This window comes from Embleya sp. NPDC055664, assembly GCF_053618075.1.
Map to the genome: position 1 here is coordinate 1 of NZ_JBSHGZ010000039.1, position 14836 is coordinate 14836.

The following is a 14836-nucleotide window of genomic DNA, read 5'->3' on the forward strand; positions in this document are numbered from 1 at the left end:
CCCGAAAGCTACCTGGCAGGACTCCAATTGCGAAGCTCGATCATCTGGATCCGCAGCCTTCAGCCCATCGGATAGTCCAACTGCGTACAGGCCCTAGTCGCCAAGGTCAACTTCATACCTAGTGACCCCGGTTGCTCGGGTCGACACGGTGTCACTCGAGCCCCACTCCAGTCGAACCCAAGGAGGAGAGGGGTTGCGTCCCGCGATTGACCGTGGGGCTGCCACGAAGACCCCGACCGCGTTCCCGGCTGCATTTTCAACCGTCAGTTCGGCCGGAACGGTCGTTCCGCCACTGACGACGATGATGGGCTGACCGTCGCGGTACTCGATCGACAGCGTCCCGATGTCCTCGGGCCTGACCTGGTCCGCCGGGATCAGGTTCGGGTCCGTGGTGGCTGGGATCCGAACCGGCGCCGGTCCCTTCGAGTTGGGTACCGCTTGTTCTTCAGACATGTAAGTCCCCTCACCGGTCGACCACTTGTCGACCAGCGGTGATCTTCCCAACGCGTTGCGTGTCCACACCCACTCGTTTGGAGGTACCCCCATGCCCCGAAGACCCCGAAGGAAGAGGTGAAGGAATGACGACTCTCGTTCGAACTCACGGCGTGCGCCTGTACGCCCTTGTTGCCGCCGTTCTCCTGTTGCTGGCCCACTACGGGCTCGACCTGCCTACCGAGATCGTGCTGACCCTGACTGCTGCATTGCTTGGTCTGGGGGAAGTGGCCCAGCGCACCGAGGACCGGAAGACGGTTGAAGCGCTGCACGCGCCGTCTCCCGAGTACGAGGTGATGCCGATCATCGGCTATCTCGGCCTGGCGGACGGCGACCAGGACGACGAGCCCACCGAGGCGAAGACCGCCTAACGCAGAATGGCCCCGGCCGCCCAGAGGGCGGCCGGGGCCATTTTCTCGTATCTCGGCACGGCATCTACTCGTCGACAGCCACGAAGTCCGCGCCCACGATCCACCCCACGAGATGCCCTGACACAGCGTGGTAGACCGGCTTCCTGTCCGGCTCGGCAACGACAAGCGCAGCCGGTTCCGGCACGGAAACCGAGAAGGGCGTAGTCGTCTGTGGCCGGGAGGGCGCTACCGCCACAGCGGGCTCGGGCTCCGAGGGTGGGGCCAAGAACGCCAACATGGGTGGGCTCGTCATGGGTGTGCTCCTGCGGACGGTCGTGGGGTTCGACCCAGGATCGCACCTTGCTCCGACAGGTGCCCTCCGTTTTCGGGCACGACAAAACCGCCCGGCACCGTGAGGTGCCGGGCGGCAAGCGGAGCCGAGCTGCATCGGACATCCGCAACTCTTCGTCGAATGGCGTTCTCCGAAGGCTGGTGCTCCACCGTGTGCGCAGTCCCCGGTCCGAAATCCAATCGTGTTGCCGGGCGGGGCCTTCATGCCGATTTCTGCCTCGTCTCTCTCTTGTTCGGTCCGCCGAGCGACAAGGCGCCGTTCGGGGTTCCCGGAGGCGAACTTCCGTGCCCCCACAGTGGACTTGCATGTTCTCCACCCACCCGACTCCTGGGTTGGCCATAGTGGTTCATGGCGCCGGGACCGCCGGGCGCCGCACGTGAGAATGGAGACCACCATGCCTGAACAGCCGCTTCCCGCACCGACCGTGCCCCTCGCAAACCGCGACGGCATCATCAGCAGAGCGCAAGCACGCAACGGGATTACGGTTCACATCGAGTATCCGGCTAGGGAGCCCGGTGACACGATCACCCTTTATTGGGGTGGCCAGAGTCAGGGGGATCACACCGTGACCGAACAGGAGCTTGCGGCGTCCCAGTTCATGTCGTTCCCGATCCCCACCCCGGAAACCAACAGGCGATACTACTTGTACTACACGGTCACCGACCGCGCCGGAACGAAGCGAACGTCCTCCGAACGCACTGTGACCCTGACCGCGTAGACCCTCCGGCAGGCGCAGACGGGCACGCGCATCGGGACGTCGACCGGGGCGCGTGTCCGAGACTTTCTCCACGTACTCAAGCCCAGCGCGTTCCGCGCCGGGGCGGGCCCGCCCTGGACGACGACCCCGGGCGGGCCGAATGACGCCGCGCGCGACTGAAGGCGGCGGCACTCGGCCGCTTGCGCAGCGGGTTGACCTGCAAGATCCACGTGGCGTGCGACCGGCGCTGCCGCCCCCTCTAACCCAACTCCGTACAGGGCCTAGTCGTTCCGGGCGTTGCCGTCGTTCGAGCGATTGGCGCGGCGGCGACGCATACGTTCGCGGAGAGAGTCCGTCGAGGGGTCGAGCAGCGGTCGCTCGGCCGGGCCGTCCGGGGACGCCTCGCTCCACTGCCGGGCCTGCCGTACCAGCGCGGCCAGTTCGTCGGAGCCGTTCTCCCGCGATGAGTCGTGGTGCGTCATGGTGGACCCGATGCCCGCGCACTTGCCGGCCACGGCTGAGAATTGGTCACGAATATGCGGCATATCGATAACAACAGTGGCGAAGAGGGCGCACCGTGGGGCGGTTTTCAGCCGTCCGCATCTCGGCCCGGCCCGCCTGCTCCCGTCCTCATCGCGTCACCCGCCCGGCCCACAGCGCTCTCGGCCGACTCTGAGCCGTGATACGGCATCGTTTCGGGGACAGAGCTCCGGTATGTCGTTCCCCGCGCCGTAATCCCGGCCGACCGACACCGGATCGCGCGTTATCGAAGGAGGGAGCGCCCATGCCTTCGTCGGCCGTATCCGACTTGGCCGTGAACGTGCTGGACGCGAGTTCGTTGTTGTCCGCCTTCGGGGCGCTCGGCATCGCCGTGGTGTTGTTCGCGGAGACCGGCCTGCTGGTCGGCTTCTTCCTGCCCGGCGACTCGCTGTTGTTCACCGCCGGACTGTTGTGCGTACCGGGCTCCTCGAACCGGGTGCACCTGACCCTGTGGCAGGTGTTGCTCGCCGCCGTGGTCGGAGCCCTGCTCGGCGCCCAGGTCGGCTATCTCCTCGGCCGGCGCGGCGGACGCGCGCTGCTGAGCCGGTACAAGAACCGCAGCCTGCACGAAGGCGTGGCGCGGGCCGAGGAGTTGCTCGGCAAGTACGGACACGCCAAGGCGGTGGTCCTGGCCCGCTTCGTCCCGGTCGTGCGCACGGTGCTCAACCCGCTGGCGGGCGTACTGGGGATGCCCGTGCGCACTTTCACCCTGTGGCAGATCATCGGCGGCACGGTCTGGGCGATCGGCCTGGTCCTGGCAGGCTACGGACTCGGCTCGTCCGTACCGAACGTGGACACCTACCTGCTGCCGATCGTGGCGGTGGTGGTACTGATCTCGCTTCTGCCGATCGCACTGGAGGTACTCCGCCAACGCAAACACCGCCCCGACTCGGGCTCGGGCTCGGACCCCGGCTCCCACCGCCGAGACGAACCGTGACCGACCGCACCTTGCCCGGGTGGTTGGGTCGTTCCGGCGTGCGTTGCGCTTGGGGTCGCGGGTGGCTGGTGCGGAGCCGGCCAGAGTCGGTGATGGGCCGCCGCCGGCGTGCGGGGCTCCGAGACGGCGGGTTCCCGACGAGACGGATGCATCGCTTAGCGAAAACCGGCCGGCAGCGGCGGGCAGGGAGGGCGGTCCGGTTGATCCCGCCGAGGAGCCGTCCCGAGTGGGTCGGGCAGGGCATTTCGAGGTGCAGTGGGCGTGTGTGAGAGGCGAGAGTTTACGAAACCGGACGACGTGAGGCGTCGTGGCCTCGGTGGGGGAGAAAACCGCAGGTCAGCGCGAAGTGGGAGCGTTTGAGGTGCCTCGGGATCCGGTTTCGGCCCCTACTGGGCACTTGTGGTCTCCTCGACGGCCTCTGCTAGGTCGCGGCGTCCGAAGTCGGCTGCGATCGGGCGGTTTTGGTCTTCGCAGCGGCGTCAAGGGGGTCGGAGCGCACGAAACCGGCACTCGACGCCCGACTTTCCGCCCCGACACTACAAAACCGCAGGTCACCGAAGCTCAGGGCCCACAACCACCGATCGCGATCCGGTTTCGAGCCCCAACTCCCCTCCAAACGCTCCCGAAGCACCCCAACCCACTCGGGAAGGCCCTCTGGAGGACCCGACCCGACCGCCCTCCCTGCTCCCCGCTGCCAGCCGGGTTTCGCCGAGCAAGGCGCTTGTCTCACCGAGGACCGGCAGTCTCGGAGCCCCGCACGCCGGCGGCGACCCACCACCGACTCTGGCCGGCCCCGCACCAGCCACCCGCAACCCAAGGCGCAGCGCGCGCCGAAAGCACCCAGCCCACTCGGGAACGCACGCCCGGCGGACCCGACCCGAGCACCCACCCCGCCCGCCGCTGCCGGCCGCTTTTTCGCCGACCGACACACCCGCCTCGTCGGAAGCCCCAAGTCTCGGAGCCCCGCACGCCGGCGGCGTTCCACCACCGACTCTGGCCGGCCCCGCACCGGCCACCCGCGACCACACACGCAACGCACGCCGGAAGCAGCCCCGGCTCCGGCCGGCCCGAGACCTTCGGCGGAGGCACCTCAGGTGAAGGCTGTCGCCAAGTGGGTGGACAAGGCCGCTGTCGCCGGGTGTTGGTCGTGTTGTGGGGTGATCGTGTAGATGCCGCGGGTTGGGGGGTCTACCAGGGTCGCCGTGGTGACGTCTGTGCGTAGGGCGGTGGTCAGGGCGGCGGGGATCAGGGCGATGGCGTGGCCGGTGGCGACCATGGCGATTTTGCCGGGTAGGTCGGCCGCCGCCAGGTCGATTCGGGCGGTGGTTCCGGCGCGGGCGGCGTGGCGGCGTAGGAGGGCCGCCGAGCCGTCGTTGTCCTCGACCCAGGTCTGGTCGGCCAGTTCGTGGATCGGCAGTGGGCCCCGGCCGGCGTGCGGGTGGTCGGCGGGCAGGACGACCACCATCTCGTCGACGCCCAGGAGCCGTCGTTCCACCCGGGGGTCGTCCGGCAGGCCCGGCGGCGCGTCCGTGACCACGGCGATGTCCAGGTCGCGGGCGAGCACCCGGTCGTACAGGTCGGCGCTCGATCCGGGCAGCAGGCTCCACCGCAGCGGGCCTTCGTCGTCCAGGAGGCGCCGGATCGCGGCGGGTACGATCCCGGCGGCCAGGGACGGCGTCGCGCCGACGGTCAGCGGGCGACCCGGTGTCCCGTCTCGTACGTCCCGAACCGCGCGCACCGCCCGATCCGCCTCGTTGAGCACGACGAGGGCGTGGTGCCGGAACACCTCGCCGGCCGGCGTCGGCCGCACCCCACGCACCTGCCGCTCGACCAGCGCCACCCCGAGCCGCCGCTCCAGGCCGGCGATCTGCCGGGAGACGGCCGACTGGGTGTGGCCGAGTTCGACCGCCGCCGCCGACAACGACCCGACCCGACACACCGTCACGAAGGTCCGCCACACGGTGAGATCCAACTTGCCCCCTCCAGCACGAGCCTGGGCACAAGTATGGCGGCTCCGGGCAGGTCGTATGCGAGATACGCATGCCTGCCCTTCCGAAGTTGCGCTTGTCGCAGAGCCTGCCACTGCTTCACGCTGGGACGCATGACCACCGCACCGCGCACGATCGCCGTCCTCGGCCTGGGCCGCATGGGCACCGCTGTCGCGACACGACTCGCCGAGCACGCCCATGAGGTCATCGGCTGGACCCGCTCCGGGCCTCCCAGCACCGGCGGCCTCTTCGACACCACCGACGACCCGACCACCGCCGTCGCGAAGGCCGACGTCGTCCTCCTCGCGCTGTTCGACGGCCGGGCCTGCCGCGAGGTTGTCGACCAGGTCCGCGCCTCGCTTCGACCCGACGCCATCGTGGTGAACACGAGCACGGTCGCCCCCGCCGACGCGTCGGCGCCGGCCCATGAACTCGGGGCCTCTTACGTGCACGCGCCCGTACTCGGCTCGGTGCCCGCCGTCGCCGCCGGAACCCTGGACATCCTCGCCGGCGCCGACCCCGACACGCTCGATCGGGTGCGGCCGGTGTTGGCGGCGCTCGGCACCGTGCGGCCCGTCGCCGACGCCGGTACCGCCGCCGCCCTCAAGCTGATCGCCAACAGCAGCCTCGCCGGCGGAGTCCTGGCCCTGCGCGAGGCGCTGCGGCAGGGCGACGCGCTCGGCCTGCCCCGAACCGAGGTGCTGGACGTACTCGAACTCGGCCTGCTCGGCGGACTCGTGGCCCGCAAACGCAGCATGCTCACGAGCGGAGGCAACCGGCCCACTGCCGCCCCCGCCCAGTTCACCATCGCCGCGCTGGCCAAGGACCTGGACCTGCTGGCCGCCGCGTCCGGTACCCCGCTGCGCAGCGCGGCCGACCTGGCCGGCACCCCGGCCGACCCCGAGGCCGACATCGCCGTCGCCGCCCTGACCCCCGCCGTCCCCGACGCGGTGCTCGAACCCCTCCGCGCCTATATACGCGGACACGCCACCGGCGACCCCGCCCACTTCCGCGCCGCGTTCCTGCCCACCGCGCACGTCGAGGGCATCCGGGACGGCGCGTTCGTCTCGTGGGGTCTCGACGAATATTGCGCGCTCTTCCCCGGCCGGCCCGCCCCGGACGAGCCGACCCGCTCGCGTCGCATCGACACCGTCGACGTACACGGCACCGTCGCCACCGCGACCATGACCCTGCGACACGGCACCGACACCTTCACCGACGTCTTCCTCCTGGCCCACGTCGACGAAAGGTGGCGCATCACCAACAAGGCCTACCACCGACACCCCTGAGCCTTTGGCCCCCAAACCGCCCGGCCCCAGCCACCCGCCCGCCCGGACATGACCGATCCCATGTTGACGACGCATCCGAACGGGTGCTTTGGTGAGCCTCGCCTAAATTCCGAGATTTGTTCGATCGAGCGGAGTCACCTGGTGTTCGCCAACTACCTGATAGGTCTGCGCGAGGGGCTGGAAGCAGCCCTCGTGGTCAGCATCCTGATCGCCTATCTCGTCAAGAGCGACCGCCGGGACGCACTGCCCGCCGTCTGGCTCGGGATCGGCGCCGCCGTCGCGCTCAGCGTCGCCCTCGAGGCCACCCTCGAACTGACGTCGGCCGAGATGACCTTCAAGCAGCAGGAGCTGTTCGGCGGTTCGCTCTCCATCCTGGCCGTGCTCCTGGTCACGTGGATGATCTTCTGGATGCGGCGTACCTCGCACGCGCTCAAGGCGGAGTTGCAGGGCAAGCTGGACCACGCGCTGGCGATGGGCACGGGTGCGCTGGTGTTGACCGCGTTCCTGTCCGTGGGGCGGGAGGGCCTGGAGACCGCGGTGATCGTGTGGGGCACGGCCCGCTCCACCGGCGAGAACACCGAGCCGATGATCGGCGTCGCCCTCGGACTGGCCACCGCCGTCGTGCTCGGCTACCTCTTCTACGCCGGCGCCGTCCGCATCAACCTCGCCAGGTTCTTCCTCTGGACCGGCGCCGCACTCGTCGTCGTCGCCGCCGGCGTACTCGCGTACGGCGTCCACGACCTCCAGGAGGCCGACTACCTCCCCGGCCTGTCGAACCGGGCCTTCGACATCAGCGACACCATCCCCCCGGACACCTGGTACGGCACCCTCCTCAAAGGCATCCTCAACTTCCAGCCCGACCCCACGGTCCTCCAGGTCACCGTCTGGACGGCCTATCTGATCCCGGTCATGGCACTGTTCTTCCTGCTCCCCAAGGGCGGCCCGAAGAAGACCCCCGCCCCCACCGCCACCGCCCCGGGAACCGCCTCCGTCTGAGCGGACCGCGCCCCGTGGCGCAGATCACGCAGATCACGGCAGATCACGCCGAACCGACCCGATCCCACGCCGGGTATGTCCGGGAAGATCATCAGCCGCGCGCCGACGGATATCCTCTGACCCGGTCCGGCCGAGGAGCGCCGAACACGTACAGGGGGGGCACAGGCATGACGCAGCCGCGCAACGGGGACGGCCTCGCGGGCCAATCCCTCGACGAGGGCGGGGCGCGCACCGCGCGGTGGGCGTTCATCCGTACCGAGAGCGGCAGCGCGACGGTCCTCCTGGTCGCCACGCTGGCCGCGCTGGCCTGGGCGAACATCGGCGCCGACTCCTACGAGTCGTTGTGGCACACACACCTGTCGATCCGGCTCGGCGACTCCGGTGTCGCGCTCGACCTGCGCGAGTGGGTCAACAGCGGCCTGATGACGCTGTTCTTCTTCGTGGTCGGCCTCGAAGCCCGGCGCGAGTTCGACCTGGGCGAGTTGCGTGAGCGGCGCCGGCTGACCCTGCCGTTGCTGGCGGGGCTCAGCGGCATGGCCGTACCGGTGCTGATCTATCTGGCGATCAACGCGGGCGACTCCTCCGTGCACGGCTGGGGCGCGGCGATGTCCACCGACACCGCGTTCGCGCTGGGCATGCTCGCCCTGCTCGGCAGCCGGTTCCCGCGCCGGCTGCATACGTTCATCCTGACCGTGGCCGTGGTCGACGACTTCGTCGCCCTCGTGGTGATCGCCGTCGCCTACAGCGACCACATCGACGTAACCCCGCTGCTGATCGCGCTGGCCCTGCTCGGGGTGGTCCTGCTGGTGCGCGGCGCGCGGATCCGGCGTGGTGCCCCGTACGGGGTGCTGGGTGTGATCACCTGGGTCGCGGTGCTGAAGTCCGGCGTGGATCCGGTCGTGGTCGGCCTGGTGTTCGGCCTGCTGACCATCGCCCACCCGGCGTCGCGGGCCGAGCTGGAACGGGCCACCGGCCTGTTCCGCTCCTTCCGCGAGCAGCCCACCCCGGAGCTGGAACGCACCGCCCGACGCGGCATGGCGGCGGCGCTGTCGCCCAATGAGCGGCTGCAGCGGATGTACCACCCGTGGACGAGCTACGTGATCGTGCCGCTGTTTGCGTTGGCCAACGCCGGGATCACGCTGAACGGCGGGCTGCTCTCCCGGGCCTTCACCTCGCCGATCACGCTCGGCATCCTGTTCGCCTACGTGCTCGGCAAGCCGATCGGGATCATCGGTGCCAGTGCGCTGACCACCAGGCTCAGCGGGGGCCGGCTGCGTCCGCCGGTCGGCTGGGGCGCGGTGGTCGGCGGCGGCGCGATCGCGGGTGTGGGCTTCACCGTGTCGCTGCTGATCGCAACGCTCGCCTTCGAGGGCGAGCAGTTGGACGAGGCCAAGGTCGGCGTGCTCAGCGCCGTGGTGTGCTCGTTCGTGGTCACCTGGCTGGTGTCGGTGGTGATCTCGGCGCTGCCGCGTCCGGCCCGGTCGCGGGCGCTGCTCGGCACCGGGCAGAGCCTGGTCGACCTGGCGGTGCCGGTGGATCCTGACCGCGACCACATCCGGGGCCCGATCGACGCGCCGGTGACACTGGTCGAGTACGGCGACTTCGAATGCCCGTTCTGCGGTCGGGCCGAGCCGGTGGTGCGCGAGCTGCTGGCCGACTTCGGCGACGTGCGCTACGTCTGGCGCCACCTGCCGCTGCCCGACGTGCACCCCCGGGCCCGACTGGCCGCGATCGCCGCCGAGGCCGCCGCGGATCAGGGCGCGTTCTGGGAGATGATGGACCACCTCCTCGAACACCAGGACGCGCTCAAGCCGAGCGACCTGATCGAACACGCGCGCACCCTGGGCCTGGACGTCGACGAGTTCCGCCTCGCGTTGCGCACCCGGCAGGGCGCCGATCGGGTCGCCGAGGACGAGGAGTCGGCGGACCTGAGCGGGGTGACCGGTACACCGACCTTCTTCGTCAACGGCCGCCGCCACCACGGCCCCTACGACATCGCCGGCCTCACGGCGGCCGTACACGCGGCCAAGGAACGCGCGCTGATGGACCGCTGAGCGGGCGGCGCGCGGGGCCACTCACCTCGGCGCGCCCACCCGCCTCGGGACAGCGGACACGGCGGACGCAGCGGACACCGCGCTCACCCGGCCGATTCCGGAAAGTCGTCGCGGGCCCGGACCACGTCCCGCGTCAGCCGTTCGAAGGCGAGGGCGGCGGCGCTGCGGTAGGCGCTCTCCCGGCGGAGCAGCACGACGGTACGCACGGGCAGCGGCGGATCGACGGCCACCGGGCGCAGATGCGGATGGTCGCGGGCGATCGCGTCCGGCAGCACGGTGGCCAGCGGGGTGCGTCGGACGATCTCGGTCAGCGCCTGGATCGAGTTCGCCTGGACCGCGATCCCGGGCCGTACGCCGTGCCGGGCGAAGTACTCGTCGATGTGCCCTCGGGTGGCGAAGTCGTCGCTGAGCAGCGCCAGATGCTCAGCGTCCAGGTCGCGCACCGGCAGCGGCGGGGCGTCCGGGGCGGGGGTCGGCCGGGTCGCGCCGACCACGAGGCTGAGCCGTTCGGTGCCGAGCGCGGTCCCGACGAGGCCCGGCAGGTGTGTGCCGCGAAACGCGATGCCCAGGTCGAACTCGTCCGCGGCCAGGCCGGATTCGATCCGGTCCTGGGTGGTCTCCACGACGTCGAGGGCGATCCCGGGGTGACGGGCGTACAACTCCTCGGTCAGCGGCCCGACCAGGTACGTGGTGAACGTCGGCGTCACCGCGAGCCGCAGGCCGCCGCGGGTCAGGTCGGCCACGTCGTGCACGGCGCGTTCGGCGGCGGCCAGGTCCTGGAGGGCCCGGCGGGCGTAGTGCAGGTAGCTCTCGCCGACGTCGGTGGGCCGCACCGTGCGCCCGCTCCGGTCGAGCAGGCGCACTCCGAGGATGCGTTCGAGCTGCTTGATCTGCTGGGACAGAGTCGGCTGCGAGACACGCAGTTCCTCCGCCGCACGGGTGAAGTTGCCGTGCTCGGCGACGGCGAGCAGGTAGCGGAGGTGCCGTAGTTCCGGGGCCATGGGGACGACTATAGGTGATGTCTATGGCTTCGATGGGTACTGCGCCTTGGACGCTATAGGCACAGGTCATGCATGGTGGATCCAGTCGGGCGGGAGCGCCCCGCTTTCACCGTCACCTTCGTAAGGGAGTAGTGCCAGCCCATGCATCACCTCACCGCCGGTGTCACCCGGTTCCAGCGCGATGTGTTCCCGGCCAAGGCGCCGCTGTTCGACCGCCTGGCGCATGCCCATCGGCCCGCGACGCTCTTCATCGGCTGCTCCGACGCCCGCGTGGTGCCGGAGCTGATCACCCAGAGCGAGCCGGGCGAGCTGTTCGTGATCCGTACAGCCGGCAATCTGGTGCCGGCCCATACACCGGGCGCGGGCGGCGGTGACGGGGTGGCCGCGAGCATCGAGTACGCGGTCGCCGTCCTGGCGGTCACGGACGTGATCGTCTGCGGGCACTCGGCCTGCGGGGCGATGACCGCGCTCGCGGAGGGCCACGACCTGGCCGGTACGCCGCAGGTCGCCGACTGGCTCCGGCACGCCAACCCCGATCGGGCCCGTCCGGCCGCGGACGCCTCCGATCGGGTGGGCGCGCTGGTCCGGAGCAACGTCGCCGACCAACTCGCCAACCTGGCCACACATCCGAGCGTGGCCCGCGCCCTGGCCCGGCACGCACTGACCCTGCACGGCTGGGTCTACGACATCGGCTCCGGCACGGTCACCGCGCTGGACGCCGCCACGGGCCGGCCGATCGCCCTGCCGGCCTGACCCTTCCCTCCGCCTGACCCTCCCCTCCCTCACACACCCTCGTAAGGAAACCCCATGCCGCACGCCCTGTTCGACCCCACCGCCCGGCAGCAGCTCGCCGCCACCGCCGTCGAGGCCAAGATCCGCAAGGACCTGACCTGGGAGCGGATCGCCGAACCCACCGGCCTGTCCGTCGCGTTCGTCACCGCCGCCGTCCTCGGTCAGCACCCGCTGCCCGCCGACGCCGCCCACGCGGTCGCCGAACTCCTGGACCTGGGCCCGGAAGCCGCAGCACTGCTCCAGGCCATCCCCACCCGGGGCCCGGACACCCCGGGCCTGCCGACCGACCCGACCATCTACCGCTTCCACGAGATGCTGATGGTCTACGGCACCACCCTCAAGGCGCTGATCCACGAGCAGTTCGGCGACGGCATCATCAGCGCGATCAACTTCCGCCTCGACGTGCGGAAGGTCGCCGACCCGGAGGGCGGCGAGCGCGCGGTGATCACGTTGGACGGCAAGTATCTGCCGACCAAGCCGTTCTGACATTCCGGCTTTCCCATCTCTTTCTGCACACCTTCACCCGAACGACCAAAAAATCCCGATGACCGGGAAATCCGGAGGAATCCCATGGACTTCGCCCAACGCACCATCGACCTCGCCCTCCGCAACGTCGAGGAGGGTGGCCGGCCCTTCGCGACGGTGATCGTCCGCGACGGCGAGATCGTCGCCGAGAGCGCGAACAAGGTGGCCCAGACCGCCGATCCGACGGCGCACGCCGAGATCCTGGCGATCCACGAGGCGTGCCGAAAGCTGGGGACGGAGCATCTGATCGGCGCCACCATCTACGTCCTCGCCCACCCGTGCCCGATGTGCCTGGGCTCGCTCTACTACTGCTCTCCCGAAGAGGTCGTCTTCCTGACCACCCGCGACGACTACGCGCCGCACTACGTCGACGACCGCAGGTACTTCGAACTCGACACCTTCTACGCGGAGTTCGCCAAGCCGTGGGAGGAGCGCCGGCTTCCGATGCGATACGAGCCGCGTACCGCCGCCACCGACGTCTACCGCGAGTGGCAGCGCCGCAACGGCGGCGAACGCCGGGTCACGGGCGCCCCTACCGCCTGATCCGGACGCCGGGGCCGTTCGCCGCCGTTGCGGAGTCGATATCGCCAACTTCCGCACCCGCCTTGACGATTACGCTTCGGCGTTTCTAGGGTGCGGCGAGTAGTCACCCTCCGGAAAGGTTGGTTCGTGATGGCCGCTCGGTCCGTCGTTGCCGCTCGACGGTGCGTTTCATGACGGTGGGGCCCGACACGCTCACGGCGCTGCTCAAGCGCAAGGACGTGCTCCCGGCGGGATGGGAGTCGGTGTTCGGCATGGTGGCGCGCGAGGACTTCGTGCCCGCCCGGATCTGGCCGGACGACACCGACGCGCTCCTCGATCGCGACCGGGATCCGGAGGCGTGGCGCCGCGCGGTCTATTCGGACCGGGCGCTGGTGACCCAGTGGGACGACGGCCGGCACTCCGGCACCGAGGCGGGCCGGTTGGCCACGTCGTCGGCGTCGACGCCCTCGACCCTCGCGGAGATGTTGTACGACCTCGACGCGGCCCCGGGGATGCGGGTGTTGGAGGTCGGCACCGGGACCGGTTACAGCGCCGGCCTGCTGGCCGCGCGCGGCTGCCGGGTCACCTCGATCGAGGTCGACCCGCACCTGGCCCGGCGGGCCCGGGAGAATCTGGCGGCGGCCGGGTTCGGCGATCTGGTCGAGGTGATCACCGGCGACGGCACGCTGGGCCATCGGGCGGGCGGGCCGTACGACCGGATCCAGGTCACCGCCGGGGTGCGGCGGGTGCCGGCGGCGTGGATCGAACAGGCCGCGCCCGGCGCGGTGATCGTGCTGCCGTGGGGCACCGACTACGGCAGTGGCGACTGCGCGCTGCGCCTGGTGGTGGGCGCCGATCGGCGTGGTGCGAGCGGGCCGTTCACGCTCGCCACGGCGTTCATGAAGCTGCGGGCCCAGCGGCCGGATTGGCGGCGCTACGGCGGCGCGGCGCTGCCCGACGACTGGGCCGCCTACGCCCGGGCGACGACCACGACGTTGGGCTACGACGACGTGGTGGGCGGGCCGTTCGACTCGGTGGGCTTCGTGCTGGGCCTGTGTGTACCCGATTGCCTGGCCCGGACGGTGCTGCACGGGATATTCGGCGCGACGTTGTGGCTGTACGGCGCCGACACCGGGCGGGGTCACTCGATCGCCGCGGCCGATTTCGGCACGGACGCGCCGACCATCCGGCAGTCGGGCCCGCGTCGGTTGTGGCACGAGGTCGAGGCGAGTTGGCACTGGTGGAACGCCCGGGGCCGGCCGACCATCCACGACTTCGGCCTGACCGTCACGGTCGCCGGCGACGGCGTCGTGGACCAGCAACCGTGGTACGGCGCCACCACGTTTCCGCTCGTCCCGCCGGCGCACGACTGGCCCGCGCGGGGCCGCGGTTGACGCCCGGGGGTCAGGCCGGGGTCGGGGCCGCGGCGGGGAAGCCGGCGTCGGCGAGCCAGAGCAGTGCGCTCTCCGCGATTTCCGGCCATCCGCTGTCGACGGTCAGCGAGTGGCCCCGGTCCTCGAAGCAGCGATAGTCCGTGATGGCACGGGAGTTGCGGTAGCGCTTGAGCGTGGCGCGGGTCAGCACGTCGGGGACGGTATGGTCCTGCTTTGCGGACAGCAGCAGGAGTGGTCCACGCGACTGGTTCCCGGTGGCGACCTCGGCGGCGGAGTTGCGGGTGAGGTTGCCCAGGGCCAGTTGGAAGAGCGGGCGGGCCGTACTGGGGATCGTCCAGGCCGCGAACAGGTCCTCCGACTCCTTGCGGGTCACGGTGTTGGCGAAGCCGTACCGGAACTGGGCCTGATTCAGCGACACCACGCGCTTGGCGTTGGCGGGGTTGCGCAGGATGGCGTATGTCGACTTCACCTGGGCCGGTCCGATCGCCTTGACGCCCTTGATCTGGCCGGGACAGATCGCCACGGCCGCGGCGGCCACGCCCTCGCCGAGCAGCTGCTGGGCGATGAAGCCGCCGACGGAGTGGCCGATCAGCACCGGTGGGGTGTCGAGGCCACGAATCACGTCCGCGTACGCCGCGGCGATCTCGGCGAGGCCGACCCCGGCCTGGCTCTGCGGGTCCCGGCGGGTGGCCAGTACGGTGCCCGGCACTCCGGGCCACTCGGGCGCCAGCGGCTCGTAGCCGGCCTTCCGGAATCGTTCGATCCAATTCCGCCAGCTGGTCGAATGCAGCCACAAACCATGGATGAACACCACGGGAGTACGTTTCACGGCCCTACCTCGCCTCGCTCACCAAGCCCCCGCCGCACATCAGCCCGAACAAGATCCTTTCCCGCCACTGTGACACCG

General features: G+C 70.3%; 14 protein-coding genes. 10 read left to right on the forward strand and 4 right to left on the reverse strand.

Translation table 11 applies throughout. The features are described 5' to 3' along the window. Window positions 1-578 precede the first annotated feature (578 nt). Both ACWGR4_RS39690 and ACWGR4_RS39695 read left to right on the forward strand, forming a co-directional pair. Window positions 579-863 (forward strand): hypothetical protein, encoded by a 285-nt coding sequence (locus tag ACWGR4_RS39690; RefSeq protein ID WP_452134310.1) that lies wholly within the window; start codon window positions 579-581, stop codon window positions 861-863. A 725-nt stretch (window positions 864-1588) separates the two neighbouring features. Then, window positions 1589-1912: a hypothetical protein gene (locus ACWGR4_RS39695; RefSeq protein ID WP_391589693.1), complete on the forward strand. Its 324-nt coding sequence runs from the start codon at window positions 1589-1591 to the stop codon at window positions 1910-1912. Between the two features lie 260 nt (window positions 1913-2172). Here ACWGR4_RS39695 and ACWGR4_RS39700 read toward each other — a convergent pair whose 3' ends face one another. Continuing rightward, window positions 2173-2373 carry a hypothetical protein gene (locus tag ACWGR4_RS39700; protein WP_380006887.1) on the reverse strand — a complete coding sequence of 67 codons (201 nt, stop codon included), beginning with the start codon at window positions 2371-2373 and terminating at the stop codon, window positions 2173-2175. Window positions 2374-2675: 302 nt separating this feature from the next. On the opposite strand from ACWGR4_RS39700, the gene ACWGR4_RS39705 reads away from it, so the two are divergent. After that, window positions 2676-3368: a DedA family protein gene (locus ACWGR4_RS39705; RefSeq protein ID WP_452129889.1), complete on the forward strand. Its 693-nt coding sequence runs from the start codon at window positions 2676-2678 to the stop codon at window positions 3366-3368. A 1090-nt stretch (window positions 3369-4458) separates the two neighbouring features. On the opposite strand, the gene ACWGR4_RS39710 is transcribed toward ACWGR4_RS39705, so the two are convergent. Then, window positions 4459-5340 carry a LysR family transcriptional regulator gene (locus tag ACWGR4_RS39710; protein ID WP_452129888.1) on the reverse strand — a complete coding sequence of 294 codons (882 nt, stop codon included), beginning with the start codon at window positions 5338-5340 and terminating at the stop codon, window positions 4459-4461. Window positions 5341-5469: 129 nt separating this feature from the next. On the opposite strand from ACWGR4_RS39710, the gene ACWGR4_RS39715 reads away from it, so the two are divergent. The 3 genes from ACWGR4_RS39715 (at window position 5470) to nhaA (ending at window position 9695) form a co-directional block, all read left to right on the forward strand. Continuing rightward, a complete protein-coding gene (locus ACWGR4_RS39715; protein WP_452129887.1) occupies window positions 5470-6645 on the forward strand; it encodes a nuclear transport factor 2 family protein in 1176 nt (391 codons plus the stop codon). 141 nt (window positions 6646-6786) lie between these two features. Beyond that, on the forward strand, window positions 6787-7641 hold the full coding sequence (gene efeU / locus ACWGR4_RS39720) for an iron uptake transporter permease EfeU (RefSeq protein ID WP_452129886.1): 855 nt from the start codon (window positions 6787-6789) through the stop codon (window positions 7639-7641). Between the two features lie 167 nt (window positions 7642-7808). Continuing rightward, complete coding sequence (gene nhaA / locus ACWGR4_RS39725; protein ID WP_452129885.1) at window positions 7809-9695, forward strand: Na+/H+ antiporter NhaA; 1887 nt, start codon at window positions 7809-7811, stop codon at window positions 9693-9695. 83 nt (window positions 9696-9778) lie between these two features. Here nhaA and cynR read toward each other — a convergent pair whose 3' ends face one another. Then, window positions 9779-10696, reverse strand: coding sequence for a transcriptional regulator CynR (gene cynR / locus ACWGR4_RS39730; RefSeq protein ID WP_452129884.1), 918 nt, complete (start codon window positions 10694-10696; stop codon window positions 9779-9781). A gap of 141 nt (window positions 10697-10837) precedes the next feature. On the opposite strand from cynR, the gene ACWGR4_RS39735 reads away from it, so the two are divergent. The 4 genes from ACWGR4_RS39735 to ACWGR4_RS39750 all read left to right on the forward strand — a co-directional run bounded on the left by ACWGR4_RS39735 (window position 10838) and on the right by ACWGR4_RS39750 (window position 13929). Continuing rightward, a complete protein-coding gene (locus ACWGR4_RS39735; RefSeq protein WP_380006908.1) occupies window positions 10838-11449 on the forward strand; it encodes a carbonic anhydrase in 612 nt (203 codons plus the stop codon). 54 nt (window positions 11450-11503) lie between these two features. Then, on the forward strand, window positions 11504-11974 hold the full coding sequence (cynS, locus tag ACWGR4_RS39740) for a cyanase (RefSeq protein WP_380006911.1): 471 nt from the start codon (window positions 11504-11506) through the stop codon (window positions 11972-11974). An 84-nt stretch (window positions 11975-12058) separates the two neighbouring features. Then, window positions 12059-12556, forward strand: coding sequence for a nucleoside deaminase (locus ACWGR4_RS39745; protein ID WP_452129883.1), 498 nt, complete (start codon window positions 12059-12061; stop codon window positions 12554-12556). A 170-nt stretch (window positions 12557-12726) separates the two neighbouring features. Then, window positions 12727-13929 (forward strand): methyltransferase domain-containing protein, encoded by a 1203-nt coding sequence (locus tag ACWGR4_RS39750; protein WP_380006917.1) that lies wholly within the window; start codon window positions 12727-12729, stop codon window positions 13927-13929. A 10-nt stretch (window positions 13930-13939) separates the two neighbouring features. Here ACWGR4_RS39750 and ACWGR4_RS39755 read toward each other — a convergent pair whose 3' ends face one another. Further along, entirely contained in the window at window positions 13940-14758 is an 819-nt protein-coding gene (locus ACWGR4_RS39755; protein WP_452129882.1) for an alpha/beta hydrolase, read from the reverse strand. Window positions 14759-14836 lie beyond the last annotated feature (78 nt).

Coding starts and splice junctions, on each gene's coding strand:
- ACWGR4_RS39690 (WP_452134310.1), top strand. CDS start 579: ATGACGACTCTCGTTCGAACTCACGGCGTGCGCCTGTACGCCCTTGTT.
- ACWGR4_RS39695 (WP_391589693.1), top strand. CDS start 1,589: ATGCCTGAACAGCCGCTTCCCGCACCGACCGTGCCCCTCGCAAACCGC.
- ACWGR4_RS39700 (WP_380006887.1), bottom strand. CDS start 2,373: ATGACGCACCACGACTCATCGCGGGAGAACGGCTCCGACGAACTGGCC.
- ACWGR4_RS39705 (WP_452129889.1), top strand. CDS start 2,676: ATGCCTTCGTCGGCCGTATCCGACTTGGCCGTGAACGTGCTGGACGCG.
- ACWGR4_RS39715 (WP_452129887.1), top strand. CDS start 5,470: ATGACCACCGCACCGCGCACGATCGCCGTCCTCGGCCTGGGCCGCATG.
- nhaA (WP_452129885.1), top strand. CDS start 7,809: ATGACGCAGCCGCGCAACGGGGACGGCCTCGCGGGCCAATCCCTCGAC.
- cynR (WP_452129884.1), bottom strand. CDS start 10,696: ATGGCCCCGGAACTACGGCACCTCCGCTACCTGCTCGCCGTCGCCGAG.
- ACWGR4_RS39735 (WP_380006908.1), top strand. CDS start 10,838: ATGCATCACCTCACCGCCGGTGTCACCCGGTTCCAGCGCGATGTGTTC.
- cynS (WP_380006911.1), top strand. CDS start 11,504: ATGCCGCACGCCCTGTTCGACCCCACCGCCCGGCAGCAGCTCGCCGCC.
- ACWGR4_RS39745 (WP_452129883.1), top strand. CDS start 12,059: ATGGACTTCGCCCAACGCACCATCGACCTCGCCCTCCGCAACGTCGAG.
- ACWGR4_RS39750 (WP_380006917.1), top strand. CDS start 12,727: ATGACGGTGGGGCCCGACACGCTCACGGCGCTGCTCAAGCGCAAGGAC.